This is a genomic window from Nocardioides hwasunensis (assembly GCF_014779665.1).
GTDB lineage: Bacteria > Actinomycetota > Actinomycetes > Propionibacteriales > Nocardioidaceae > Nocardioides > Nocardioides hwasunensis.
Genome location: NZ_JACXYY010000002.1, coordinates 357,023 through 379,422, shown reverse-complemented (window position 1 = coordinate 379,422; position 22,400 = coordinate 357,023). Strand labels below are relative to the sequence as shown.

Below are 22,400 nucleotides of genomic sequence, written 5' to 3'. Positions count from 1 at the left end.
CATGCCCGAGCGGCCCAGCATCCTCGAGCAGGAGCACGAGGACTTCCGCGCGGTGGCGCGCGCCTTCTTCGACAAGGAGGTCGTGCCCTTCCACGGGCAGTGGGAGCGCGACGGCATCGTCGATCGCGAGGTGTGGCGCAGGGCCGGTGAGCGCGGGCTGCTGTGCTTCGACGTGGACGAGGCCTACGGCGGCCCCGGCATCAGGGACTTCCGCTACAACATGGTGCTCGCCGAGGAGTCCGCGCGAGCCGGCGCCTCCGGCCCGGGCTTCGCCGTGCACACCGACATCATCGTCCCCTACCTCTCCTCCCTCGGCACCGACGAGCAGAAGCAGCGGTGGCTGCCCGGCTGCGTCTCCGGAGACCTCGTCACCGCCATCGCGATGACCGAGCCCGGCGCGGGCTCGGACCTGCAGGGCATCCGTGCGACTGCAGTCGACGCCGGCGACCACTACGTCCTCAACGGCTCCAAGACCTTCATCTCCAACGGCATCCTGGCCGACCTGGTGGTCGTGGTCTGCCGCACCGACCCCGACGCCGGTCACCAGGGCATCTCGCTGCTCGTCGTCGAGCGGGGCACGGAAGGCTTCGAGCGCGGTCGCAACCTCGACAAGATGGGCCTGCACGCGCAGGACACCGCCGAGCTCAGCTTCACCGACGTGCGCGTGCCGAAGGAGAACCTCCTCGGCGCTGAGGGGTCGGGGTTCGTCTCGCTGATGGAGAACCTGCCGCAGGAGCGGGTCTCGATCGGGTGCATCGCGGTCGCGGCGATCGAGCACGTCCTCGACCTGTGCCTGGCCTACGTCCAGGAGCGCGAGGCCTTCGGCAAGCCGATCGGGACGTTCCAGCACAACCGGTTCCTGCTCGCCGAGATGGCGACCGAGGCCCACATCGCGCGGGTCTTCATCAACGACTGCGTGCTGCGGCTCAACGCCGGCGAGGTCGACACCGCCCTCGCGTCGATGGCGAAGTGGTGGACCACCGAGCTCCAGAAGCGCGTCGTCGACGCGGGCGTGCAGCTGCACGGCGGCTACGGCTACATGAACGAGTACCCGATCGCCAAGGCCTACGTCGACTCCCGGATCCAGACGATCTACGGCGGCACGACCGAGATCCAGAAGGAGATCATCGGGCGGATGCTGGGGCTCTGAGCCCGCGGAGGGTGGCACTGCCGTTCCCATGACAACGGGTCCACTGGTCCGGGGCCGGACGTCGGCGCACGGTGGAGGCATGACCACAGAGACCACCCGCACCTCCCTCCTCGGCGACCGGCCCGTCCACCGCATCGGCTTCGGTGCCATGCAGCTCGCCGGTCCGGGCGTCTTCGGTCCGCCGGCCGATCCCGACGGCGCGCGCCGTGCTCCGGCGCGCGATCGAGCTCGGCGTCGACCACGTCGACACTGCCCAGTTCTACGGCCCCGACGTCGTCAACGACCTGATCCGCGAGGCCCTGCACCCCTATCCCGAGGGCCTCCGGCTCGTCACCAAGGTCGGCGCCACCCGCGACGACCAGGGCGCCTGGGTCCCCGGCGCCGAGACGGCCGACCTCAAGGCGCAGGTCGAGCAGAACCTCCGCTCCCTCGGCGTTGAGCGGATGGACCTGGTCAACCTGCGCCGCTTCGAGCGCGACGACCCGGACCGTGTCGAGCCCGCGCTGGAGGACCAGCTCGGCGCGCTGGCCGAGCTCCGCGACGAGGGCAAGCTCGACCTGATCGGCGTCTCCAGCGTCACCGCGGAGACCGTCCGCCGGGCGCACGAGCTCGTCGGGATCGGCGAGGTGCAGAACGCGTTCAGCATCCTCGACCAGCGTGACCGCCCGGTGCTCGACGCCTGCCGCGAGCTGGGTGTGGCCTACGTCCCCTACTTCCCGCTCGGCTCGGCCTTCAACGGCGGCCCGAAGGCGCTCGCGGCCGACGAGCACGTGTCGGCGGTCGCGGCGAAGCACGGCGTGACCCCCAGCCAGGTGGCGCTGGCCTGGCTGCTCGCCCAGGACGACCGCGTGCTGCTGATCCCGGGCACCAGCTCGGTCGCACACCTCGAGGAGAACATGGCCGTCCTCGACATCGTGCTCGACGAGGCCGACCTCACCCGGCTCGACGAGGTCGGACCCCAGCCCGTCGAGCTCTGAGGATCACCCGCCGGCGGTGAGCTCGGGTCCCAGCTGCTGGAGCCCGACGACCACCGCCAGCGCGAGGGCCTCGGCGTCCGGCGTGCCGGGCTCGGCGGTGAAGACGACGATCTGCAGGTCGCTGCCGTGCACGGAGAGCACGTCGCAGTCGAGGGTCAACCGACCGACCTGCGGGTGGATCAGCGTCTTGCGCTGGGCGCCGCGCACCCTGGCCGGCGTGGTCTCCCAGAGCTCGGCGAAGCGCGGGCTGTCGCGCTTCAGCGCCTCGACGACGGCGGCGATGTCCGGCTCGTCGGGCAGGCGCAGCAGCGCCGCGTGAAGGTCGGCGACCACGTCGCGCTCGACCATCGAGCGGGTCTGGGGCTCCATGCGTCCCATGCCCGGCACGTCCATGAAGGTGCGCCAGGCACGGTTGCGCTCGAGCCCGGTCATCGCGGACAGGTCGCCGAAGAGCGCCTCCGCGGCCCGGTTCTGCACGACGGTCTGCCACGACGCGTCGATCACGCTGACCGGGGTGTCACCGAGCCGGTCGACCAGCCGCATCACGCTCGGCGTGACGTGCCGGTCCATGCGGCCCGACGTCGGCGGCAGCAGACCGGCCATGCGGTGCAGCAGGTCGCGCTCCTCGTCGTCGAGCCGCAGCGCCCGCGCCAGCGACTGCACCACCTGCGCGGACGGGTGCCGGGCCCGTCCCTGCTCGAGCCGGACCAGGTAGTCCGCCGAGACACCGGCGAGCTGCGCGACCTCCTCGCGGCGCAGGCCGGGCGCCCGCCGACGTGCCCGGCTCGGCAGCCCGACGGCCGCCGGCGTGACCCGGTCCCGCCAGAGCCGCAGCTGGGAGCCGAGCGCGCTGTCCATGCTCCGATCAAACCAGCCTGCGACCAGCCGGGTGCGCTCTCACGGTGGGTCTGTCGTTCCCACCCTCTCGCTACTTTCGAGGCATGGACCTCTTCGACATGGACCAGACCCAGACCATGAGCCGGGAGGACGCCGCGAACCGGCTGCGGCTGCTCGCCGACTCCCTCGCCAAGCACAACTCGGTCGAGTTCGCGCGCGACGGAGGACGGATCACCGTGGCCGTCCCCGACGAGGTGCGGCTCAAGGTCGAGGTCGAGCTCGGCGACGACAACGAGGTCGAGATCGAGCTCACCTGGTAGATCGGCTCAGTCGCCGAGCACCTCGCGCAGCCGCGCGGCGAACTCCTGCGGCTTGCCCGTCTGACCGAACTCACCGCCCAGGAAGCCGTTGTGGCCGCCCGGGAAAGCGGCCGGCTCGACGTCGAGCGCCCGCGCCACGGCGTACGCCGACCGGCCCGCGATCTCGCCGTCCTCGGGTCCGCCGGACTCCTCGCCCACGCCGATGACCACCGTCGTCGACGCCGAGCGGATCGCGTCGAGATCGGGGACGCGGGTGCAGCCCTCGCCGCGCATGTTGGCCATCAGGGCGTCGCTGCGGGAGCCGTCGTCCTCCGCCGGCAGGCCGAACATCGCGGGGTCGGGGATCGGCTCGTCCCCGGTCCACTCGCCGCGGTGCATCACCAGGCTGATGAAGCGCGCCATCCCGGGGCCGATGCCCGCGGCGTCGTAGGCCGCGACCAGGTCGTCGCACGCGCGGGCGATGGGCTCCGCGTCAGGCAGCAGCGCGGTCATCGGCGGCTCGTGCGCCACCAGCAGGCGTACGTCGTCGGGGTGCGCGGCGACGAGGAACAGCGCGTTGACCGCGGCTCCGGACGACGCGAACAGGTCGACGGGCCCCATGCCCAGTGCCTCGACGAGGGCGTGCAGGTCCTCGGCGTGCTGCTCGGGCGTGACGGCCGCCGTGTCGTCCTCACGGGTGCTGCGGCCCACGTTGCGGGGGTCGGTGAGGACGAGCACCCGTCCCTCGAGCCCGGCCGCCAGGCTGCCGAAGCCGGTGCTGTCCATCGGTGATCCGGCGAGCACCAGGGGCGGCGCACCATCCGTGGCGTCGGCGAGGTCCCCGACCACGGTGAAGGAGAGGACGGCGCCGGGGACGGCGACCGTCCCGGGCGTGCGGGGCGCATCGGTCATGAGGCCAGTGTCGAACCGGTCGCGGATCGTCCGCAACACCTCCTAGCCTGCAGCCATGACCGACTTCACCGAGCAGGACCTGGCGGGTTCGACGTTCCGGCGCGTGGACCTCAGCGGCTCGACGTTCGACGGCGTCCGGCTCGCGGGCGCCGACCTGCGCGACGCCGACCTCAGCGACCTCCGGGTCCGGGCCGCCTGGCTCAAGGGCGTGCGGATGACCGGCGTGGAGGTGCCGGACATGGAGATCCACGGCGAGCTCGGACGGCTCGTGGTCAACGGCGTCGACGTGGTGCCGCTCGTCGAGGCCGAGCTCGACCGCCGGATGCCCGAGCGGGCGCTGATGCGGCCCACCGACGCGGCCGGCTTCCGCGAGGCGTTCGCGACGCTCGACCGGCTCTGGGCCGGCACGGTCGAGCGGGCCCGCGCCCTGCCGCCGGAGCGGCTGCACGAGCAGGTCGACGGCGAGTGGTCGTTCACCGAGACGCTGCGGCACCTCGGCTTCGCGCACGCCTGCTGGGTCGGCGGCATCGTGCTGGCCGATCCGTCGCCCTGGCACCCGCTCGACCTGCCGTGGGACGAGGCGCCGACGGTCGACGGCGTGCCGTGGGACCGCGACGTGCGACCCTCGCTCGACGAGGTGCTCGGCGTGCGAGCGCAGCGGCGCGCCACCGCGCAGGCGGTGCTCGACGGCCTCACTGATGGAGGCTCGGCCGACGAGGGCCTGGCCCGCGAGGTCTCCTCGGCGACGCCGTTCATGACCGAGGCGTCGGGGCTCACGGTCGCGCAGTGCCTGAAGGTCGTGCTCAACGAGGAGTGGGAGCACCGGCTCTACGCCGAGCGCGACCTGGCCGAGCTGCCGGGCTAGGGGGCGTCGGTCTTGAGCACGCGCCCGGAGCACGACGCGGTGATGGTGGCGTACTCGCTGAAGCGGTTGCCGGCCATCACCCGGTAGCACTGGCGCTCCAGGTCGTACGGGTCCGGGCTGATGGTGAGGGTGAAGGTGTCGGGCTCGTCGACGAGGTCCCCGGCCTGCTCGACCAGGCCGGGGACGGCGTCGGCGTCGATCCGGGACAGGTCGAAGCGGATGGCGCCCTCGTCGCGGCCGGTCGACTCGCCGTCCACGAACCCGGCGTCGCGCCAGGTCCACCGGACGTAGCGGTCGCTCGTCGCGTCGGCCGGGACGGTGGCCGCGCCGTAGCTCTCCGAGCCCACGAAGGCGTCGAAGACCAGGGTGCTTCCGGTCTTGTCGTCGACCGCCTCGACGAAGGTGCGGAAGCCGTCGGCGGTGAGCAGGTCGACCGGGGCCGAGGACTGCGTGCCCTCGGCGGGATCCGCCGAGCCGCGCAGCAGCCACGGCAGGGCGACCAGCACGGCGAACGCCGTCACGGCGATGACGAGCACCCCGGTGCCGAACCTGCGGGCGAAGCCGGCGAGCCCCTCGGCCATCGCCACCTGGGTCTGGGTGGGCGCTGGCCTGCCGCGCACCTCCGCGAGCCGGGTGAGGCTCGCCCGGACCCGCTTCTTGCCCGGCTCCTGGAGGTCGCGGACGAGTCGCTCGAGGTCGCCGAGCGTGGTCGCGGTCAACGCCTTCGTGGTGCGGGCGTCGTACTCCTCACGGGCGAGCTGTCCGTCGCTCCACGCGGTCTCGATGACCTCGATCGCCTCGTTGCGGTCGGAGTCGCGTGCACGCATGTCGGGACCGGCCACGACGCGGACTCTAGCGAGGTCGGCGACGTCCGGTTCGCCCGCCACCTTCCCGGGCCGCCCGGACGCGGGCACACTGAGCAGATGAACGAGTCCCTCGGCAGCCGGCTTGCGCACGCCATCGCCGCGAAGGACGCTGCCGCGCTGCGCGACCTGCTCGCCGACGACGTCGACTTCAAGGGCCTGACGCCCGGGCGGCTGTGGGAGGGCACCGGACCCGACGCCGTGGTGGAGACGGTGCTGGGGTCGTGGTTCGAGGAGTCCGACACCATCGAGCGGGTCATCGACGTCGAGGACGGCACGGACGTCGCCGACACCGCGCGCGTCAGCTATCGCTTCGACCTGACCAACGCGGACGGCGCGTTCGTCGCCGAGCAGCAGGCCTACTACCGCGGCGGCGAGCGGATCGAGCACCTGCGGGTGCTGTGCTCGGGCTTCAGGTCGCGCTGAGCCGACCCGCGAGCTCGCGGCCGAGCTGCGCGCCCGAGAGCCAGGCGGTCTCGACCTTGGGTGCCGCGCCCCATCCGTCGCCGCAGACGCCGACGAGCCGGTCGCCCTCGGCGAGGGCGTACGGCAGGTCTCGCTCACCCGCCGGGCGGGCGTACGTCCAGCGGTGCGCGTGGGTCTGGGCCGGCTCGTCCAGCCCGAGGAGGTCGCGCAGCGCGGCCAGCATCGACGGTCCCGCGGCCTGGGGGTCCGCGAGGTGTGCCTGCGCGTGCGCGGCCGTCGAGTGGGCCACCAGGACGGCTGCGTCGTCACCGCGCCGGCGCCCGTCGTCGGCGATCCAGTCGAGGACGTCGTCACCGTGCACGAAGGCACCGTCGAAGCGACCGGTCGGACTCACCCGGTCCCAGGTGCGCGCCTGCCACCGCGCGGCGAGCGCGATGACCGGCTCCCACTCGCGGGCGAGCTGCTCGGCGACCGGGTGCTCCCCCACCAGGCGTCGCGCCTGCGGGTCGGGCATGGCGAGCACGACGACCTGCTCCTCGAGGTCGGCAAGCGACGTCGTTTCGTGCCGGTCTCGCCGCAGGTCCGTCGCCAGGTCCTCGACCAGCGACCGGATGCCGCGCGCCGCGCCCCACCGCACCGGTCCCTGCTTGAGCGAGACGTCGCCGCGGTCGAGCAGGCAGAAGGTGTCGGTCCACTCGTGCGCCAGCCCGCGGGCCGACCAGTCGTCGACGACCGCGGCGAACCCGGGGTCGGTCACCGTGAAGTAGGACGCCCCGAGGTCGACCCGCCGGTCCCACAGCCCGCGTGAGGCCATCCGCCCGCCGGCGGTGTGCCCGCGCTCCACCAGGCGTACGTCGATCCCGGCCATGCGCAGCTCGCGCGCGCAGGCGACTCCCGAGATGCCCGCACCCACCACCACGACGTCAGCCATGCCACGACCCTAGGTCGCACGTGCTGAACTGGCCGCATGAGCAACAGACTCGCCGTCGTGTCCGGCGCCAGCATCGCCGGCCTGTCCGCCGCCTACTGGCTGCGCCGCACCGGTTGGGACGTCGTGGTCGTCGAGCGCGCTCCCGAGTTCCGCGACGGCGGGCAGAACGTCGACGTGCGCGGCGTGGCGCGCGAGGTGCTGCGTCGCATGGACCTCTTCGACGCGGTGAAGGCGCTCAACACCACCGAGACCGGGACGGTGTTCGTCGACGAGGACGGCGAGGTGACCGCCGAGCTGCCGTCCGACGGCACCGACGGCGCGACCGCCGAGCTGGAGATCCTGCGCGGCGACTTCGCCCAGGTGCTGCGCGACCACCTGCCCGACGGGGTCGAGATCGTCTTCGACGACGCCATCAGCACGGTGGACGACGTCGGCGGCGCGGTGTCCGTGACCACGGCCGCCGGCCAGTCGTGGAGCGCCGACCTCCTCGTCGTCGCCGAGGGCGTGCGCTCCCGCACGCGCGACCTGGTCTTCGACGACGTCGAGCGACACCCGCTCGGCGTCAACATGGCCTTCGGCACCATCGCGCGCACGCCGAGTGACGACCGGCAGTGGCGCTGGCACACCACGACCGAGGGCCGCCAGGTGCACCTGCGCCCCGACAACCACGGCACCACCCGCGCGATGCTGGCGTACCGCGACGACGACGACCTCGCCGCCCTCGACCGGGACGACGCGCTCGCCGCGCTGCGTGAGCGCTATGAAGGCGTCGGGTGGGAGGCGCCGCGGATCCTGGACGGACTCGACGACTCCGACGACGTCTACCTCGACAGCCTGACCCAGATCCGGATGGAGTCCTGGCACCGCGGCCGCGTCGTCGTCTCCGGTGACGCCGCATGGTGCGTCACGCCGATGGGCGGTGGAGGCGCGAGCCTCGCGCTCACCAGCGGCTACGTCCTCGCCGCCTCGCTGGCCGAGCACCCCGACGACCTCGAGGCCGCGTTCGCCGCCTACGACGAGTGGATGCGGCCGCTGGTCGACGACGTCCAGACCATCCCGAAGGCCGTGCTGGGGTTCGCCTACCCGCAGACGCGGCTCGGGCTGGCCCTCCGCGGGCTGGCCGACAAGGTCATGACATCGGCGCCGGTCAAGCCCCTCGTGGAGAAGATGATGTCGGTCGCCGACACCGACCGCGAGCTGCCGGCGATGCCGGTGACGCTCGCCTAGGGGGATGGCCACCTCGCTGCTGCTCCTGGCGGACACCCACCTCCCGCAGCGGGCGAAGGACCTGCCCGCGGAGGTGTGGGGTGCCGTCGCGGAGGCCGACGTCGTGGTGCACGCCGGCGACTGGGTCGACGTACGCCTCCTCGACGCGCTCGAGGCACGCTCGCGCCGGCTCGTCGGGGTCTTCGGCAACAACGACCACGGCGAGCTGCGCACCCGCCTGCCCGAGGTCGCCCGGGTGGAGGTCGAGGGCGTGCGGATCGGGGTCGTGCACGAGACCGGGCAGGCGAAGGGCCGCGAGGAGCGGATGAGCGAGCTCCACCCCGACCTCGACGTCCTGGTCTTCGGGCACAGCCACATCCCGTGGGACAGCACCACCGCCACCGGGCTGCGGCTGCTCAACCCCGGCTCCCCGACCGACCGGCGGCGCCAGCCGCACGGCACCTACCTGACCGCGACGGCCGCCGACGGGCAGCTGCGCGACGTCACGCTCCACCGGCTGCCCCCGCGCAGCTAGGCGTTCGGGCCGTCGACCTTCCGCGTCGGGCAGTCCTCGTTGGTGCACTCGCGCACGTCGACGGGGTCGTCACCCGCCCCGACGAACCCGTCGCGGGGGCCGCCCGGCCCGTCCGAGGGATCAGCCGATGCACCCGGGTTCGGGAGCAGCCGGACCGCGGAGCCGCACACGGAGCACGTGTCGTAGTCGTCGTACACCCCTCGAACCTACCCGTGCGAGGCTTCGACGCATGGGTGCGCAGAGGGACAGTGTCGAGATCGCCGTCATCGGGTCCGCCCGGCTGGGTCCGGACGACGAGGTCTACCAGGACGCCGTACGACTCGGGCGGGCGCTGGCGACCGAGGGCTGGACGGTCGTCACCGGCGGCTACGGCGGCCTGATGGGCGCCACCTCGTCGGGCGCGGCCGCGGCCGGTGGGCACACCGTCGGCCTGCCGATGTCGGCGTGGACCCACCTCACCCCGCACGAGAGCAACGCCGAGGTGCGCTGGGCCGCCGACTACGCCGAACGGCTGCGGCACCTGATGGCCGCCGACGTCGTGGTCGCCCTCCCCGGTGGGCTCGGCACCCTCGCCGAGGCCGCGATGGTCTGGGGCGCCGCGCAGACCGAACCCGATGCTGCCCAGCTCGTGATGGTGGGCCAGCCGTGGCAGGACGTCCGCGACGTGGTCGGTGCCGGGCTCATCGTCGACCCTGCCGACCTCGCCATCGCGCGGTGCGTGGCGAGCGTCGACGACGTCGTGCCTGCGGTGCGTGATGCGCTGGCGCACCCGTCGGTGTCTCGGGGTGGCCGCGGCTGACCCGGCTCGTCGCCTGCTGCGGCGTGCGTGCGGGTGGGACGGATGCCTGCCCGACGGGCCAGGCTGCCTCGTGGGGCCTCACCCGGCGACTCCTCCGCCCCCACCACCACGGGGCGATCGAGTGAGTCGGGGCCTCGAGCGCGGACACGCTCGAGGCCCCGACTGATCAGTCGTAGAAGGCGGCCGTCTCGATCTCGGCCTGCGCGACCTGGGCGGGGTCGTAGTCAGCGACCTCTCCTGGTGTCCACGTGGCGTGGTGGAGCCGTCCCGAGTAGGGGAAGCTGCCGTGGCGCTCGTGGAGCTCCCAGTGGACCGGGCCGCCTCGGTTGAGGCCCACGTCGATGCCGCTGAAGGGGGCCATCCCGACGAGCATCCAGACGCCCGGCAGGGCCCCGACCTCCACGCCGTCGAGCACGAGGTGCACGTCGACGTGGAAGTCCGGCTGCCAGTCCACGCGGAGCTCGACGAGGTGGTGTCCCTCGGGCAGAGCGCCGCCGTCGATGTCGCGCATCCGGCCGTACTCGTTGTAGGCCACCCGCAGGCGTCCGTCCTCGATGTAGACGGCGTATCCGCCACCCTGGTCGCCGTGCGCGACGAGGACGCCTGCGTCATCGTCGGCGTGGTCGAGGTCGATCTCGACTGCGAAGGAGCGCAGTGACGTCAGTCGGCTCGAGCGGTAGCGCTCGAGCTTCGGCGTGCCCGGCAGGATCCGGACCGAGCGCGCGAGCTCCTCCTCGGCGGGCCGGCGGCCCGGGAGCATCGAGGCGCCGAGCGGGAACACCGTGTTGCGCCAGGCGGCGTCCTCCCACGCCTCGGCCAGCTCCTTGAGCAGCCCGGGCTCGTCGTCCGCCAGGTTGTTGAGCTCGTTGGGGTCGGTGCGCACATCGTAGAGCTCCCACTCGCCGTCGTGGAACGGTGTCCCGGGCGCGTGGTTCGTGACGACCTTCCAGCCGTCACGGTAGAAGCCTCGGTTGCCGCCGAACTCGGCGTACTGCTCGGGGTGGGTGCTCTCGGCATCGGGCGACTCGGTGAGCGGTCGGAAGCTGAAGCCGTCGACGCTCTTGGTCGGTACGCCGTTGCGCTCCCCCGGGTGCTCGAGCCCGGCGAGATCGAGCAGCGAGGGCAGCACGTCGGTGACGTACTGGTACTGGTGACGCACCCCTCCCGCCCCGAACCCGTTGGGCCAGCTGATGAGGAACGGCACGCGGACGCCGCCGGCGAAGGTCTGGCCCTTGTAGAAGCGGAACGGCGTGTTCGATGCCATCCCCCACCCTCGCGGGTAGTGGACCATGGTCCGCGGTCCGCCGATCAGGTCCAGGTCTCGCGCGACGTCAGCCTCCCAGTCCTTCGGGATGCCGGGGATGTGGACGAACCGGCTGAAGTAGCTGCGCGTTCCCTCCGCACCGCCCTCGGCCGTGCCACCGTTGTCGGAGGTGAAGATGACGATGGTGTCGTCCAGCTCGCCGAGTTCCTCGATGGTGTCGAGGATGCGCCCGAGGCTCTCGTCGACGCTGTGCACCATGGCGGCGTAGACCTCCATGTAGCGCGCGTAGAGCTCGCGCTCCTCGGCTGGCAGCGAGTCCCAGGCCGGGACGTCGAAGCCCGGCTCGGCGTTGCGCGGCGGCAGGGGGACGTCGGGACCGATGATGCCGAGCTCGACCTGACGGGCGTGGCGTCGCTCGCGCACGACGTCCCAGCCCTCGTCGTACTTCCCGCGGAACCGCTCGATGTCCTCGGGCTTCGCGCCGAGCGGACCGTGCATGGCGTGGTGGGCGAAGTAGAGGAAGAACGGCTTGCGCGAGTCGTTGGCTCGCAGGCCCTTGATCATCGAGACGGCCTGGTCGGTGAGGTCGTCGGTCAGGTAGTAGTCGTCGGGCAGCTCGGCCACGTCCAGTGCGGTGTTGTCGCGGACGAGGCGGTTGGGGTGGAAGAAGCTGTTGCAGCCCTCGAGCGTGCCGTAGTAGCGGTCGAAGCCGCGCTGGAGCGGCCACGTGTGCTTCGGCGCCCCGTCGTTCATGAGGGCGTCGCGAGTGAGGTGCCACTTCCCGATGCCGAACGTTGCGTAACCCTGGCCACGCAGCACCTCGGGGAGCGTCGCGACGTCCTCGTCGATCTCGACGCGCATGTTGGGGTAGCCGGGGTCGGAGTTGGCGACGCTGGCGAACCCGGCCCGGTGGGGGTTGAGGCCGGTCATCATGGCCGCGCGGGCAGGGGAGCAGACCGGGGTGGTGTGGTAGTTGGCCAGGCTCAGCCCACCGCCGGCGATGCGGTCGAGGTTGGGCGTGGGGATCTCGGAGCCGAAGGGTGCGATGTCGCTGTAGCCCATGTCGTCGAGGAGAACGACCACGATGTTCGGCGCGGAGTCGGGTGCGCGGCGCTCGCGCGGCCAGGCTCGAGTCGACTCGCGGACCGTACGCCCGATGGTGCCCGGGAAGCCCTCGTAGCCGCGTGCGTGCGGCGGGATGCCCGACCCGTTGGAGCCGGAGCTGGACGTGGGGGTGGAAGTGGTGGGGTCCTGGTCGGTCACGTCGCTCACCTCCCGGCCAGCGTGTCGTTGAGGCGGTCGTCGAACTCCTGCGCGACGTCGAGGTCGGTCTGGATCAGGCCGAGGTCGGTGTAGGCGTCGGCCTGTGCCTGCTGGGCGGCGATGACGCTGTCGTCGATCGGCAGCCACTCGTAGGACTCGCGCTCGACGAGGATCTGGGCGATCTCGACGGGCAGACCGGTCACCTCGGCGTACTTCGCGGCCCACTCGTCCTGGTGGTCGGCGGCCCAGGCCTGGGCGCGCCCGACGCGCTGGAGGTAGTCGGTGATGTCGTCGACCTTCTGCTCGTCATCGAGCGCGGCGGAGGTGGCCACGGCGTACTGGTAGCCCGTGGTCGTGCCGACTCCGTCGGCCACGACGGCGTCGCCGGCGGCGGTCAGCTGCGCGAGCTGCGGGCCGAGCGCGGCGACGGCGTCCACGTCACCGCTCTGGTAGGCGGTGATGGCGTCAGCCGGCGGGAGGTTGACCGGGGTGATGTCCTTATAGCTCAGCCCCTCCTCCTCGAGGGCCTTCACCACGGTGTACTGCAGGATCGTCCCTTCGGTGAGCGCGACCTTCTTTCCCGCGAGGTCCGCGGCGGACTCGATGCCCGAGTCCTTGCCCGCGAAGACCTCGACCGTCGACGCGCCGTCGACCACCGAGGTCTGGACGCCGACGACCTTGGTCTCGACGCCGGCGACCTGGCCGAAGATGGGTGGGGTGTCGGCCATCAGGGCGACGTCGACCGATCCGCTGGGGACGGCTTCCATGAAGCCGCCTCCGCCGGTCGGGAAGAGGCTGTACTCGACGGTGTAGCCGAGGTCGTCGGCCTCGCCGGCGGCGTCGAGGAGTGCCTCGGTGACCTTGCTGGCGCCGAGCTGGCCGACGTTGAGGGTGCGGTCGCCGCCACCCGACGCGGCGTCGGCGGACGCGTCGTCGGAGCAGGCGGACGTGCCGAGCAGGAGGGCGCCGGCGACTGCGACGGCCGCCATGTTCCGGGCGCGCAGGAGCGATGTGTGCATGGGTCTTCCTTCGAGGTGAGTGTGTGCGAGGGCGTGAGACGGCCCGAGACCGGCCGGTGGCGAGGACCTACTGGTCGTCGTCCTCGACCCCGAGCTCGGTGAGCAGGCGGGTCCGGAGGTCGGTGAACTCCTGGGTGTGGCGACGTCCTGCGGCCGGCAGGTCGACGGTGAGGTCGAGCGAGACGCGGCCGTCGGTCAGCACGAGGATCCGGTCGGCGAGCAGCACGGCCTCGTCGACGTCGTGGGTGACGAGCAGCACGCCGGGTCGGTAGCGCTCGCACAGCGTGCGGAGCAGGCGGTGCATCCGGATGCGGGTCAGCGCGTCGAGCGCCCCGAACGGCTCGTCCATCAGGAGCAGCTCGGGCTCACGGATCAGCGCGCGGGCCAGTGCGGCGCGTTGGGCCTCGCCGCCCGAGAGCGTCTTGGGCCAGGCGCGCGCCCGGTCGGCGAGACCGACCTCGGCGAGGAGCTCGGCCGCGCGGCGCTTGGCGTCCTTGTCGGTCAGTCCGAGGGTGACGTTGTCGATCACCCGGTTCCAGGGCAGGAGCCGGGAGTCCTGGAAGGCCACGGACGGCCGGTCGGGCACCCGGAGCTCGCCGTCGAACTCGGCGTCGAGCCGGGCCAGGATCCGCAGGAGCGTGCTCTTTCCCGAGCCGGAGCGGCCGAGGAGCACGACGAACTCGCCCTGCCGGATCTCGAGGTCGATGTCGTGCAGGATGCCGCGTCCGTCGAATGCTCGTGACAAGCCAGACGCTCGTACGGCCACCGGTCCGGCCGGGCGGTCGGTGACGGGTGCGTCGTTCAGCGGGACTGCAGGGTGGACTGCCACGTGAGCGCCTTCCTCTCGAGAAGTCGGACGAGGGTGTCCGAGATGAGGCCGAGGAGCGCGTAGACCACGAGCCCGACCATGATGACGTCGGTCTGACCGATGTTGCGTGCCTGGGTCATGAGGTAGCCGATCCCTGACGAGGCGTTGATCTGCTCGCTGACGACGAGGACGAGCCAGGCGATGGCGACGGAGAAGCGCAGGCCCGTGAAGAAGCCCGGGAGTGCGCCGGGCAGGATGACCCGCCGCACGAGGGCGATCCGGCCGAGGCCGACCGTCGAGGCGAGGTCGACGAAGCGGCTGTCGACACCGCGGACAGCGGCATGGGTGTTGAGGTAGATCGGGAACATCACCGCGAGGGAGACGAGCAGGATCTTGACCTCCTCGCCGATGCCGAACCACACGATCGCCAGGGGCACCAGCGCGAGGATCGGCATCGACCGCAGCATCTGCAGGTTCGCGTCGAGGAGGAACTCCCCGACGCGGGTCAGTCCCGAGACCAGGGCGAGGACGACCCCGACCGTGACGCCGATGGCGAGGCCGGTCATCGCACGTTGCAGCGACACCAGGAGGTTGTCCTGGAGCTGGCCGGTCTCGAGGAGCCGCTGTGCGGCATCCCAGACGGCGGCGGGTGAGGCAAGGGTGCGCGCGTCGACCCAGCCTGCGCTCGTCGCGACGAACCACAACGCCACCAGCACGACCGGTCCGAGAAGCCGGCCGAGGCCGTGCGGGACCTGACGTCGCGCGCGGCGCGAGCGAACCGGCGTGGCCAGGCGGTCATCCATCCCGAGACGCAAGGACTCATCGGTGGTTGGCGACCTCTCATTGAGGCCTATCTCTACTGACATGGTCAAGATAGTAGATACAAGGTTCCTCCGACGTCGCGATTGCTCACGCTTTGGACATGCGTGTCGCGATCGGCTCAGAAGCGCGACGAGTCGACAGCGGACGGCCCCCCGGCGGGCGTGACCCACGTTCCTCGATCCGTCGGGCCACCGCATCAGCCGCCAGGAAGCCGCATTCCACCGCGTGGCGGGGCGTGCGACGACTACCGTCTTCCACTGGGCACCTGGTGGTGCGACCATCGAGCAGGAGGTCGGACATGCCCCGCCAGACAATCACCACTCCAGACGCGCCCCACTCGCCGCTCTTCAGCCAAGGAGTCAGGGCCGGGTCCCAGGTGTTCGTCTCAGGCACCACAGGGATCGACGTGAGCACCGGTCGCATGGCGGGCGACGACATCCGAGCCCAGACCAGGCAGGCGCTCGGGAACTGCGAGGCCATCCTGCGGGCGGCAGGTGCGTCGCTCGATGACGTCGTCGAAGTGGGCGTGCTGCTCAGCGACCCGGGCGACTTCGCCGGCATGAACGAGGAGTACGCCCGCTGGTTCCCGACAGAACCGCCGGCGCGCTACGCGGCCAGGCTCGGAGCCGAGGTGCCTGGCCTGCTCGTCTCGATCCGAATGACCGCATCCTTGGCCTGATCGTCGGCGCTGACGAGGACCGCACCACTCGCAGGCGCCGTGGGCGCGGTCCCCCTCGTCAGCGGTGTTGTGCGCTCTGATGTCATGCACAGGTGAGCGAACACTTCTACCGCCCTGCGGACGGCCACCGGCTGCCGCACGACCCTTTCAACTCCATCGTCGCCCCGCGCCCGATCGGCTGGATCGCGACGCTGGACGCGCAGGGCCGACGCAACCTGGCGCCCTACAGCTTCTTCAACGCGCTCAACTACAGCCCGCCGCTAGTGGGGTTCTCCAGCAACGGCTGGAAGGGCACCGTCGCCAACGCAGAGGCGACGCGCGAGTTCACCTGGAACCTCGTCACCCGCTCCCTGGCTGAGCAGATGAACACGACCTCCACCACCGAGGACGTCGACGAGTTCGAGGCGGCCGGGCTCGAGGCAGTCGCCTCCTGGGAGGTCGGGGCGCCTCGAGTCGCTGCGGCGCCGGTCACCTTCGAGTGCCGAGTCACCCAGATCGTCGAGCTGCAGACGGCAGCCGGTGAGGCCAGCGGCTCCTGGTTCACCGTCGGCGAGGTGGTCGGCGTGCACATCGACGAGGACCTGCTGGTCGACGGCGTCTACGACACAGCCCGGGCGCAGCCGATCCTGCGGGCAGGCGGACCGACGGCCTACTTCGGCATCGACACCGGCAACCGGTTCGACATGCGTCGCCCACAGTGACGCGCCCCTCCAGCACGAGTCCCACACAAGGCGACGCGGCAGCGGGTGGGGACTGCTTCGCCGGTGAGCTCGATGTCGCCCGCGACGGGGTCGCGCGGCGTCCTCAGATCGTCCGGCGAGAGTGCCCGGGGCAGCAGGCTGCGAGTCCCGAGCCGCCGCTCACGGGCCGCCGCGCCAGTGGTCGATGCGCCGGTGGTCGGGCATGAACCCGTGGCGTACGCCCCAGAGCACGGCCTGCGTGCGGCTCTCGACGTCGATCTTGCGGTAGAGCCCGCGGATGTAGGACTTCACCGTGTTGGGGCTCAGGTAGGTCAGCGCCGCCACCTCGGCGTTGTTCTTGCCCTGGGTGATCAGGGCGAGGATCTCGGACTCGCGGTCGGACAGGCCCTCGTTGCGTCCGGGCCAGTCACCGGCGGTGGTGCGCGTCGTCCTCGCGGCGGGCTCGTTGATCACGGTCTCGCCGGCGTGGACGGCCTCGAGGGCCGCGACCAGCTCACGAGCGGACAGCGCCTTGGAGAGGTAGCCGTCCACCCCGAGCTCGCGGGCCATGTCGAGGAGGTCGGGGTGGAAGTTCCACGTGTAGATCACCACCTTGCGAGCACGTGGGTTGTCGATCAGCGTCCGGACCTCGTCGTGGTCGGACTCGGGCTGGGCGAAGGAGTCGTAGAGCGCGACGTCCACCTCGTCGACCAAGGGCTTGTTGGTGTCGAGCTCGGCCACGACGACGCGCTCGCGATAGGGCTCCAGCATGTTCGCCACCCCGACGACCACGACGTCGTAGTCGTCGACGATGGCGACCTGGATGGGACGACCGGGCTGGCTCACGCAGGTGAGCCTAACCCACCCCGGGGTGTGTTTGACCTCCCTCGGGGGTGTTTCCGTGTACCTCAAGGGCCTCCACCGTGGCCCTCGAACGGAAGGCACTCCCATGCTCGGACTCATTATCACCATCCTCGTCGTCGGCGCCATCGCCGGTTTCGTGGCCCGGCTGCTCGTGCCCGGACGCCAGGACATGTCGATCGTGGCCACCATCGGGCTCGGCATCGTCGGCTCGCTGGTCGGCGGCTTCCTCGGCTACCTGCTCTTCGGCAAGGACGCCGGCGACGGCTTCCTCCAGCCCGCCGGCATCATCGGCTCGATCATCGGCGCGGTCATCGCACTGGTCATCTGGCAGATGACGCAGCGCCGCAGCTCCGCCCACGTCTGACCCCACCAGCCGGGATGCGGGGGCCGCACACGCTGTGTCCCCCGCATCCCCAGCCTGCTCGGGTCCGTCACCGCCGAGCCCGTCATCGCCGCGGGCGCGGGCTTCCTGCAGGGCCGACGGCGGGCGACGCCACGAGCTCAGCAGGAGACGTGCCCAGGACGCACGAAGGGCCCCGACCGCAGTGCGGTCGGGGCCCTTCGAGATGAATCAGATGCCGCGGACGTTCTCGGCCTGCGGGCCCTTGGGGCCGGCGGTGATGTCGAACTCGACCTTCTGGTTCTCGTCGAGCGACTTGTAGCCGTTGGTCTGGATGGCGGAGAAGTGGACGAACACGTCCTCGCCGCCACCGTCCTGCGCGATGAAGCCGAAGCCCTTGTCAGCGTTGAACCACTTGACGGTGCCCTGAGCCATGATCTTTTCCCTTGTTCGGTGCGGAGGACGCTGTGCCCTCCAGCTGCTGAAGACATCCAACTGAGCTGATATCCAGCGAACCGAAAACCAGGAGTACGAGACACGAGCCGCGGCTAGGTGCGCGACCAGGACGACCGGGGTCGACCCTTCAACAGCACCCACGGTAGCGCACTCCGCGCGCCTACCGCTCTTCGCGCCGTTCGTGGAGCCTCCGCTGTGCCTCGGGGAGGAACTCCAGGCACGGCGCATCCTGTCCGGGATGCCTCTCGACGAGGTGGAAGATCCACCGGTCCATGGCGGCCATGAAGCCGTTGTCGCCACCGGCGCGATGGGTCGACCACGCGCGGTGACCGCGGGCTGTGCAGGCCGTGCAGCTGATCCGGTAGAGGAACTGCTGGTCGCCGTCGAGGTCGACCTTGGCCCGTCCCAGCGGACCCGCCTGGGCGGTCGCCCTCCGCTCGCGGGCCGAGCGGCTCGCCACCATGTCGCCTCCAGTGTCAGTCAGGACCCTGCCCGACCGTACGCGACGGGCTGGACCCCGCTGGCAGGTGAGGCATGATGTGACCCCCGCCACACCGCACGTCCGCGAGGAGCAGCCATGGCCGACACCACCGCCCGGGTCCAGGCCGAGGTCCCGGCCGACGTCGCCGCCGTCCGCGAGGCGTACGAGACGCGCATCCGCGGACTGCACATGCCAGCGACCGTCAGGCAGGCTGCTGAGCGCTTCGGTGACCAGCCGGCGTTCTCCGACCGGTTCGACGTGCCCGAGGGTGAGCTGTGGTCGACCATCACCTGGGCCGAGACGTGGGCACTGACCCAGCAGGTGGCGGCCGCGCTCATCGACCTCGGCGTCGAGACGGGCGACCCGGTGGCGATCATGGCGACCAACCGCACCGCCCACACGCTGGCCGACTACGGCGCGATGACCGCGGCCGCGGTGCCGATGTCGATCTACGACACCCTCGCCCAGGACCAGGTCGCGTTCATCGCCGCCGAGGCCCGGCCGGTCGTGGTGGTGCTCGAGGACCATGACCGCTACCAGCGCTGGGAGCGCGCCCTCACCGAGGTCGACTCGATCAGGCACGTGGTGATGCTGGGCGACGCCGACCGGGTCGAGGACCCGCGCGCGATGACGTGGGACGACTTCCTCGCGCACGGACGGGACACCAGCGGCGTCGAAGCGCGCACGGCCGGCATCACCCCCGACCTCCCGGCCACGTTCCTCTACACCTCCGGGACGACCGGCAACCCCAAGGGCGTCGTGCTGACCCACCACAACGTCATGTTCGAGGCGGTCTCCACCCTCGACAACGCCGGCCTCGTCGGCCCGCAGCGCTCGATCAGCTACCTCCCGCTCGCGCACATCGCCGAGCGGATCCTGGCGACGTACTCCCCTCCCTTCCTCGGCAGCCACGTCCACGCGATCCCCGACCCCGCCGGGCTGCTCGGCGCGCTCGGCGAGGTGCACCCGACGGCGTTCTTCGGCGTCCCGCGGGTGTGGGAGAAGATCAGGACCGGCATCTCCGCCAAGCTCGCCGAGGACCCCGACCCGGCCAACCAGGAGCTCGTGCGCGATGCGATGGCGGCCGGGCTGGCGTGGACCCGGGCGCACGAGCACGGCAACGCGATGACCCCGGAGATCGAGACGGCGTACGCCCGGGCGGACGAGGCGATCCTCGGCTTCCTACGGCTGCTGCTCGGGCTCGACCAGGTCACGTGGGCGGCCAGTGCCGCGGCGCCGATGCCGCTGGAGGTCGCCACCTTCATGGGTGGGCTCGGCCTGCGGGTCTACGACGTCTACGGCATGACGGAGACCACCGGCGCCTTCACCTCCAACGGACCCGACCACTTCAGGCTCGGCACCGTCGGCGTGCCCAACCCCGGCATCGAGGTGCGCCTCGCCGACGACGGCGAGATCCTCACCCGCGGCCCGGTCAACACCCCGGGCTACCACCTGCAGGACGACGCCACCCGCGCCCTGATCGACGAGGACGGCTGGCTGCACACCGGGGACATCGGGGTCGTCGACGACGACGGCTTCTACTCCGTCGTCGACCGCAAGAAGGAGCTGATCATCACCTCGGCGGGCAAGAACATCGCGCCCTCCAACATCGAGAACCTCCTCAAGGAGTCGCCGCTCATCGGGCACGCGATGGCCCTGGGTGACGACCGGTCGTACGTCGTCGCGATCCTCACCCTCGACGGCGAGATCGCGCCGCTGGTCGCGGCGAGGATGGGCATCGAGTTCACCGACCTCGCCGCCCTCTCGCAGGAGCCGCAGATCCGCGCGATGGCGCAGGCCACCGTCGACGCCGCCAACGAGCGCCTCTCCCGGCCCGAGCAGGTCAAGGCCTGGGAGCTGCTGGCCGACGAGTGGACGGCTGAGTCCGAGGAGCTGACTCCCACGCTCAAGCTCAAGCGGCGCGTGGTGAGGACCAAGTACGCCGACGTCGTCGACGCCCTCTACGCGTGAGGTTCGACCTCCAGGCCCACCGCGGCGGTGCCGGCCTCTGGCCCGAGAACACCCTCGAAGCCTTCGGTCGCGCCCTCGCCCTCGGGGTGAGCACGCTCGAGCTGGACGTGCACCTCACCGCACAGGACGACGTCGTGGTCTCGCACGACCCCACCGTCCACGGCGGGCTTGCCGACGCCCGCCGCATCCGCGAGCTCACCCGAGCAGAGCTGCCGCCGACGATGCCGCTGCTGCGCCAGGTCGCCGCCCTCCTCGACGAGCGCGACGCCGACACGGTGCGGGTCAACCTCGAGATCAAGTACGACGCCCTCGACGCGTCCGGGCTCACCACCCGGGAGGCCTTCGTGGAGAAGGTGGTCGACGCGCTCCGGGTCGACGAGATGGTCCCCCGCACGAGCATCCAGTGCTTCGACTGGGGCGTGCTGGTCCGCGTCGCCGAGGCCGACCCGTCGCTCGAGCGCAACCTGCTCGTCTCCCCCGCCTACCTCCGGGGCGCCGCCGACGGTCCCTCCCCCTGGTTCGACGGGCTGGTCGTCGACCCCGACTTCGTCCGGACGGCCGCGGCCGCGGGCTTCACGGCGATCTCGCCGGTGCACGGCTCTCCCTACACGAGCGGCGTCGACGACCCGACGTACCGCCCGTTCACGACCGAGGCGATGGTCGAGGAGGCGCACGCGGCGGGGCTCGCGGTCATCCCCTACGTGGTCGACGACGAGCCGACCATGCGCCACTTCGTGCGGATCGGGGTCGACGGGCTGATCACGAACCGTCCCGAGCGGCTGCGCGACGTGCTCGCCTCCGAGGAACTCCCGCTCCCCCTCGCTTTTCCCAGCAACCATCGCCCTGCGAAAGGCGTCTCCCTGTCATGAGGACCTCCTTGATCGGCGCCACCATGCTCGCCCTCGCGGCGGGCCTGGCCCCGGCAGCCTCGGGCGCCGCGACCACCGCGCCCGCCGCGGCGGACGACCGGGCACCCAGCACCGTGCTCGACGTGCGCCACCTCGAGCAGGGCGCACCACCGGCCATCGCGTGGGCCGAGCGTCGATCCGGGCGGACCGTGATCCACGGAGTCGGTGGCACCGCCACACCGGTCCCCCACAGCATCAGCGAGCTGGCGCCGATGGGCTCGGGCTACGTGATCCAGACCGCCGGCGCCCGGCCGCCGACGACGTACTTCGTCGGCTCGGACGGCACGCCGGGGCGCCGCACCTGGAAGACCGGCTACGGCCTCGCCGTCTCCGCCGAGGGCCGCGCGGTGGCGTTCTCCGGCCGCGGCGGCAAGGTCTGGTCGATCGACGACGAGGGCGACCGGGTCCTGCGCTTCAACCCCGTGCCGATCCCGGGGAAGGGGCGTGCCGCCGCGCTCGTCGGCGAGAGCTGCAAGGAGGGCGACGACGGCAACGGCTGCACGATCTACGTCAACGGCACCGACGCGGGCCGCGCCGGGAGCTGGTTCACCTCCTCGCACGGCATCGTCGACACGGCGCCGAAGGTCCGGACCACCACGACCGGCCGCAACCGCTGGCTCGGCGGCATCACGTCGCTCTCCGACATGGGCTCGTGCAGCGTGATGATGCGCGGCGGGAAGGTGCGCTGGCGCACGTGCGACAACCAGCTCTCCGGCATCTCGACCGACAACCGGCACGTCATCGGGACCCCGGCCTACGCGGACGGCTTCGGCCCGCTGGAGCTCGACGTCCTGGCGACGAAGGACGGCGCCGTGGTGCACTCGTTCACCGGCAACGCCCGCTCGGCGACGTACTTCGAGCAGGTCTGGGAGGACGCGGCGCACGTGCTCGTGGTGACCTTCCAGCGCGGTCGTGGGGGCCAGGGCCAGTGGGCGGTCGTGCGCCTCGGCGTCGACGGATCGATGGAGTACGCCGTCGCCCCGCGCACCGGGACCGACGTGCGGTCGCCGTTCCAGCTGCAGACCCGGTGACGGTCCCCGGGACG

General features: G+C 71.6%; 26 protein-coding genes. 14 read left to right on the top strand and 12 right to left on the bottom strand.

Annotated elements, in window-relative coordinates; translation table 11 throughout:
- Position 1 precedes the first annotated feature (1 nt).
- Both IEZ25_RS05845 and IEZ25_RS05840 read left to right on the top strand, forming a co-directional pair.
- Positions 2-1,150, top strand: coding sequence for an acyl-CoA dehydrogenase family protein (locus IEZ25_RS05845; protein WP_191198457.1), 1,149 nt, complete (start codon positions 2-4; stop codon positions 1,148-1,150).
- A 206-nt stretch (positions 1,151-1,356) separates the two neighbouring features.
- The gene (locus IEZ25_RS05840; RefSeq protein ID WP_318152066.1) at positions 1,357-2,127 is read left to right on the top strand and encodes an aldo/keto reductase; all 771 of its coding nucleotides are present in this window, start codon (positions 1,357-1,359) and stop codon (positions 2,125-2,127) included.
- Between the two features lie 3 nt (positions 2,128-2,130).
- Here the strand turns inward: IEZ25_RS05840 and IEZ25_RS05835 are convergent, their stop codons facing one another.
- Positions 2,131-2,985: a helix-turn-helix transcriptional regulator gene (locus IEZ25_RS05835; RefSeq protein ID WP_191198456.1), complete on the bottom strand. Its 855-nt coding sequence runs from the start codon at positions 2,983-2,985 to the stop codon at positions 2,131-2,133.
- An 83-nt stretch (positions 2,986-3,068) separates the two neighbouring features.
- Between IEZ25_RS05835 and IEZ25_RS05830 the strand changes: the two genes are divergently transcribed.
- On the top strand, positions 3,069-3,284 hold the full coding sequence (locus tag IEZ25_RS05830) for an amphi-Trp domain-containing protein (protein ID WP_191198455.1): 216 nt from the start codon (positions 3,069-3,071) through the stop codon (positions 3,282-3,284).
- A 6-nt stretch (positions 3,285-3,290) separates the two neighbouring features.
- Here the strand turns inward: IEZ25_RS05830 and IEZ25_RS05825 are convergent, their stop codons facing one another.
- On the bottom strand, positions 3,291-4,175 hold the full coding sequence (locus tag IEZ25_RS05825) for an alpha/beta fold hydrolase (protein WP_191198454.1): 885 nt from the start codon (positions 4,173-4,175) through the stop codon (positions 3,291-3,293).
- 55 nt (positions 4,176-4,230) lie between these two features.
- On the opposite strand from IEZ25_RS05825, the gene IEZ25_RS05820 reads away from it, so the two are divergent.
- Positions 4,231-5,040 carry a DinB family protein gene (locus IEZ25_RS05820; protein WP_191198453.1) on the top strand — a complete coding sequence of 270 codons (810 nt, stop codon included), beginning with the start codon at positions 4,231-4,233 and terminating at the stop codon, positions 5,038-5,040.
- On the opposite strand, the gene IEZ25_RS05815 is transcribed toward IEZ25_RS05820, so the two are convergent.
- Positions 5,037-5,882, bottom strand: coding sequence for a DUF1707 SHOCT-like domain-containing protein (locus IEZ25_RS05815; protein ID WP_191198452.1), 846 nt, complete (start codon positions 5,880-5,882; stop codon positions 5,037-5,039). The genes IEZ25_RS05820 and IEZ25_RS05815 overlap by 4 nt on opposite strands.
- Positions 5,883-5,963: 81 nt before the next feature.
- On the opposite strand from IEZ25_RS05815, the gene IEZ25_RS05810 reads away from it, so the two are divergent.
- Positions 5,964-6,329: a nuclear transport factor 2 family protein gene (locus IEZ25_RS05810; RefSeq protein WP_191198451.1), complete on the top strand. Its 366-nt coding sequence runs from the start codon at positions 5,964-5,966 to the stop codon at positions 6,327-6,329.
- On the opposite strand, the gene IEZ25_RS05805 is transcribed toward IEZ25_RS05810, so the two are convergent.
- Positions 6,316-7,260: an NAD(P)/FAD-dependent oxidoreductase gene (locus IEZ25_RS05805; protein ID WP_191198450.1), complete on the bottom strand. Its 945-nt coding sequence runs from the start codon at positions 7,258-7,260 to the stop codon at positions 6,316-6,318. The two genes, IEZ25_RS05810 and IEZ25_RS05805, sit on opposite strands and share 14 nt — an antisense overlap.
- Positions 7,261-7,296: 36 nt before the next feature.
- Here IEZ25_RS05805 and IEZ25_RS05800 point away from each other — a divergent pair, with 36 nt between their 5' ends.
- Both IEZ25_RS05800 and IEZ25_RS05795 read left to right on the top strand, forming a co-directional pair.
- Positions 7,297-8,487: an FAD-dependent oxidoreductase gene (locus IEZ25_RS05800; RefSeq protein ID WP_191198449.1), complete on the top strand. Its 1,191-nt coding sequence runs from the start codon at positions 7,297-7,299 to the stop codon at positions 8,485-8,487.
- Positions 8,488-8,491: 4 nt separating this feature from the next.
- Entirely contained in the window at positions 8,492-9,001 is a 510-nt protein-coding gene (locus IEZ25_RS05795; protein ID WP_191198448.1) for a metallophosphoesterase family protein, read from the top strand.
- Here the strand turns inward: IEZ25_RS05795 and IEZ25_RS05790 are convergent.
- Positions 8,998-9,198, bottom strand: a complete 201-nt coding sequence (locus IEZ25_RS05790) for a hypothetical protein (RefSeq protein ID WP_191198447.1) — start codon at positions 9,196-9,198, stop codon at positions 8,998-9,000. The two genes, IEZ25_RS05795 and IEZ25_RS05790, sit on opposite strands and share 4 nt — an antisense overlap.
- Positions 9,199-9,230: 32 nt before the next feature.
- On the opposite strand from IEZ25_RS05790, the gene IEZ25_RS05785 reads away from it, so the two are divergent.
- Positions 9,231-9,800 (top strand): LOG family protein, encoded by a 570-nt coding sequence (locus IEZ25_RS05785; protein ID WP_191198446.1) that lies wholly within the window; start codon positions 9,231-9,233, stop codon positions 9,798-9,800.
- A gap of 166 nt (positions 9,801-9,966) precedes the next feature.
- On the opposite strand, the gene IEZ25_RS05780 is transcribed toward IEZ25_RS05785, so the two are convergent.
- The 4 genes from IEZ25_RS05780 to IEZ25_RS05765 all read right to left on the bottom strand — a co-directional run bounded on the left by IEZ25_RS05780 (position 9,967) and on the right by IEZ25_RS05765 (position 14,957).
- Positions 9,967-12,327, bottom strand: coding sequence for an arylsulfatase (locus tag IEZ25_RS05780; RefSeq protein ID WP_318152065.1), 2,361 nt, complete (start codon positions 12,325-12,327; stop codon positions 9,967-9,969).
- Positions 12,328-12,332: 5 nt separating this feature from the next.
- Positions 12,333-13,346, bottom strand: a complete 1,014-nt coding sequence (locus IEZ25_RS05775; protein WP_191198445.1) for an ABC transporter substrate-binding protein — start codon at positions 13,344-13,346, stop codon at positions 12,333-12,335.
- Positions 13,347-13,413: 67 nt separating this feature from the next.
- Complete coding sequence (locus tag IEZ25_RS05770; protein ID WP_224748507.1) at positions 13,414-14,091, bottom strand: ABC transporter ATP-binding protein; 678 nt, start codon at positions 14,089-14,091, stop codon at positions 13,414-13,416.
- 56 nt (positions 14,092-14,147) lie between these two features.
- Complete coding sequence (locus IEZ25_RS05765; protein ID WP_224748506.1) at positions 14,148-14,957, bottom strand: ABC transporter permease; 810 nt, start codon at positions 14,955-14,957, stop codon at positions 14,148-14,150.
- A 119-nt stretch (positions 14,958-15,076) separates the two neighbouring features.
- On the opposite strand from IEZ25_RS05765, the gene IEZ25_RS05760 reads away from it, so the two are divergent.
- Complete coding sequence (locus tag IEZ25_RS05760; RefSeq protein WP_318152064.1) at positions 15,077-15,655, top strand: RidA family protein; 579 nt, start codon at positions 15,077-15,079, stop codon at positions 15,653-15,655.
- A gap of 92 nt (positions 15,656-15,747) precedes the next feature.
- Positions 15,748-16,356: a flavin reductase family protein gene (locus tag IEZ25_RS05755; RefSeq protein WP_191198441.1), complete on the top strand. Its 609-nt coding sequence runs from the start codon at positions 15,748-15,750 to the stop codon at positions 16,354-16,356.
- 159 nt (positions 16,357-16,515) lie between these two features.
- Here the strand turns inward: IEZ25_RS05755 and IEZ25_RS22140 are convergent, their stop codons facing one another.
- Positions 16,516-17,181 (bottom strand): helix-turn-helix transcriptional regulator, encoded by a 666-nt coding sequence (locus tag IEZ25_RS22140; RefSeq protein WP_318152063.1) that lies wholly within the window; start codon positions 17,179-17,181, stop codon positions 16,516-16,518.
- Between the two features lie 103 nt (positions 17,182-17,284).
- Here IEZ25_RS22140 and IEZ25_RS05745 point away from each other — a divergent pair, with 103 nt between their 5' ends.
- Positions 17,285-17,563: a GlsB/YeaQ/YmgE family stress response membrane protein gene (locus tag IEZ25_RS05745; RefSeq protein WP_191198439.1), complete on the top strand. Its 279-nt coding sequence runs from the start codon at positions 17,285-17,287 to the stop codon at positions 17,561-17,563.
- Positions 17,564-17,770: 207 nt separating this feature from the next.
- On the opposite strand, the gene IEZ25_RS05740 is transcribed toward IEZ25_RS05745, so the two are convergent.
- The gene (locus IEZ25_RS05740) at positions 17,771-17,974 is read right to left on the bottom strand and encodes a cold-shock protein (RefSeq protein ID WP_191198438.1); all 204 of its coding nucleotides are present in this window, start codon (positions 17,972-17,974) and stop codon (positions 17,771-17,773) included.
- Positions 17,975-18,155: 181 nt separating this feature from the next.
- Positions 18,156-18,458, bottom strand: coding sequence for a hypothetical protein (locus IEZ25_RS05735; RefSeq protein WP_191198437.1), 303 nt, complete (start codon positions 18,456-18,458; stop codon positions 18,156-18,158).
- 114 nt (positions 18,459-18,572) lie between these two features.
- Here IEZ25_RS05735 and IEZ25_RS05730 point away from each other — a divergent pair, with 114 nt between their 5' ends.
- Genes IEZ25_RS05730 through IEZ25_RS05720 form a run of 3 tightly spaced genes read left to right on the top strand, consistent with a single transcriptional unit; the run spans position 18,573 to position 22,386 of the window.
- Positions 18,573-20,447, top strand: coding sequence for an AMP-dependent synthetase/ligase (locus tag IEZ25_RS05730; RefSeq protein ID WP_224748505.1), 1,875 nt, complete (start codon positions 18,573-18,575; stop codon positions 20,445-20,447).
- Positions 20,444-21,316: a glycerophosphodiester phosphodiesterase family protein gene (locus IEZ25_RS05725; protein ID WP_191198436.1), complete on the top strand. Its 873-nt coding sequence runs from the start codon at positions 20,444-20,446 to the stop codon at positions 21,314-21,316. The genes IEZ25_RS05730 and IEZ25_RS05725 overlap by 4 nt, the downstream gene beginning before the upstream one ends.
- Entirely contained in the window at positions 21,313-22,386 is a 1,074-nt protein-coding gene (locus tag IEZ25_RS05720) for a hypothetical protein (protein WP_191198435.1), read from the top strand. The genes IEZ25_RS05725 and IEZ25_RS05720 overlap by 4 nt, the downstream gene beginning before the upstream one ends.
- Positions 22,387-22,400 lie beyond the last annotated feature (14 nt).

Bases quoted from the DNA above. Each gene is read 5' to 3' on its own strand.
- IEZ25_RS05765 (WP_224748506.1), bottom strand. From the start codon at position 14,957: ATGGATGACCGCCTGGCCACGCCGGTTCGCTCGCGCCGCGCGCGACGT.
- IEZ25_RS05795 (WP_191198448.1), top strand. From the start codon at position 8,492: ATGGCCACCTCGCTGCTGCTCCTGGCGGACACCCACCTCCCGCAGCGG.
- IEZ25_RS05830 (WP_191198455.1), top strand. From the start codon at position 3,069: ATGGACCTCTTCGACATGGACCAGACCCAGACCATGAGCCGGGAGGAC.
- IEZ25_RS05810 (WP_191198451.1), top strand. From the start codon at position 5,964: ATGAACGAGTCCCTCGGCAGCCGGCTTGCGCACGCCATCGCCGCGAAG.
- IEZ25_RS05740 (WP_191198438.1), bottom strand. From the start codon at position 17,974: ATGGCTCAGGGCACCGTCAAGTGGTTCAACGCTGACAAGGGCTTCGGC.
- IEZ25_RS05820 (WP_191198453.1), top strand. From the start codon at position 4,231: ATGACCGACTTCACCGAGCAGGACCTGGCGGGTTCGACGTTCCGGCGC.
- IEZ25_RS05825 (WP_191198454.1), bottom strand. From the start codon at position 4,175: ATGACCGATGCGCCCCGCACGCCCGGGACGGTCGCCGTCCCCGGCGCC.
- IEZ25_RS05775 (WP_191198445.1), bottom strand. From the start codon at position 13,346: ATGCACACATCGCTCCTGCGCGCCCGGAACATGGCGGCCGTCGCAGTC.
- IEZ25_RS05720 (WP_191198435.1), top strand. From the start codon at position 21,313: ATGAGGACCTCCTTGATCGGCGCCACCATGCTCGCCCTCGCGGCGGGC.
- IEZ25_RS05800 (WP_191198449.1), top strand. From the start codon at position 7,297: ATGAGCAACAGACTCGCCGTCGTGTCCGGCGCCAGCATCGCCGGCCTG.
- IEZ25_RS05760 (WP_318152064.1), top strand. From the start codon at position 15,077: ATGCGTGTCGCGATCGGCTCAGAAGCGCGACGAGTCGACAGCGGACGG.
- IEZ25_RS05805 (WP_191198450.1), bottom strand. From the start codon at position 7,260: ATGGCTGACGTCGTGGTGGTGGGTGCGGGCATCTCGGGAGTCGCCTGC.
- IEZ25_RS05730 (WP_224748505.1), top strand. From the start codon at position 18,573: ATGGCCGACACCACCGCCCGGGTCCAGGCCGAGGTCCCGGCCGACGTC.
- IEZ25_RS05835 (WP_191198456.1), bottom strand. From the start codon at position 2,985: ATGGACAGCGCGCTCGGCTCCCAGCTGCGGCTCTGGCGGGACCGGGTC.
- IEZ25_RS05745 (WP_191198439.1), top strand. From the start codon at position 17,285: ATGCTCGGACTCATTATCACCATCCTCGTCGTCGGCGCCATCGCCGGT.
- IEZ25_RS05785 (WP_191198446.1), top strand. From the start codon at position 9,231: ATGGGTGCGCAGAGGGACAGTGTCGAGATCGCCGTCATCGGGTCCGCC.
- IEZ25_RS05845 (WP_191198457.1), top strand. From the start codon at position 2: ATGCCCGAGCGGCCCAGCATCCTCGAGCAGGAGCACGAGGACTTCCGC.
- IEZ25_RS05735 (WP_191198437.1), bottom strand. From the start codon at position 18,458: ATGGTGGCGAGCCGCTCGGCCCGCGAGCGGAGGGCGACCGCCCAGGCG.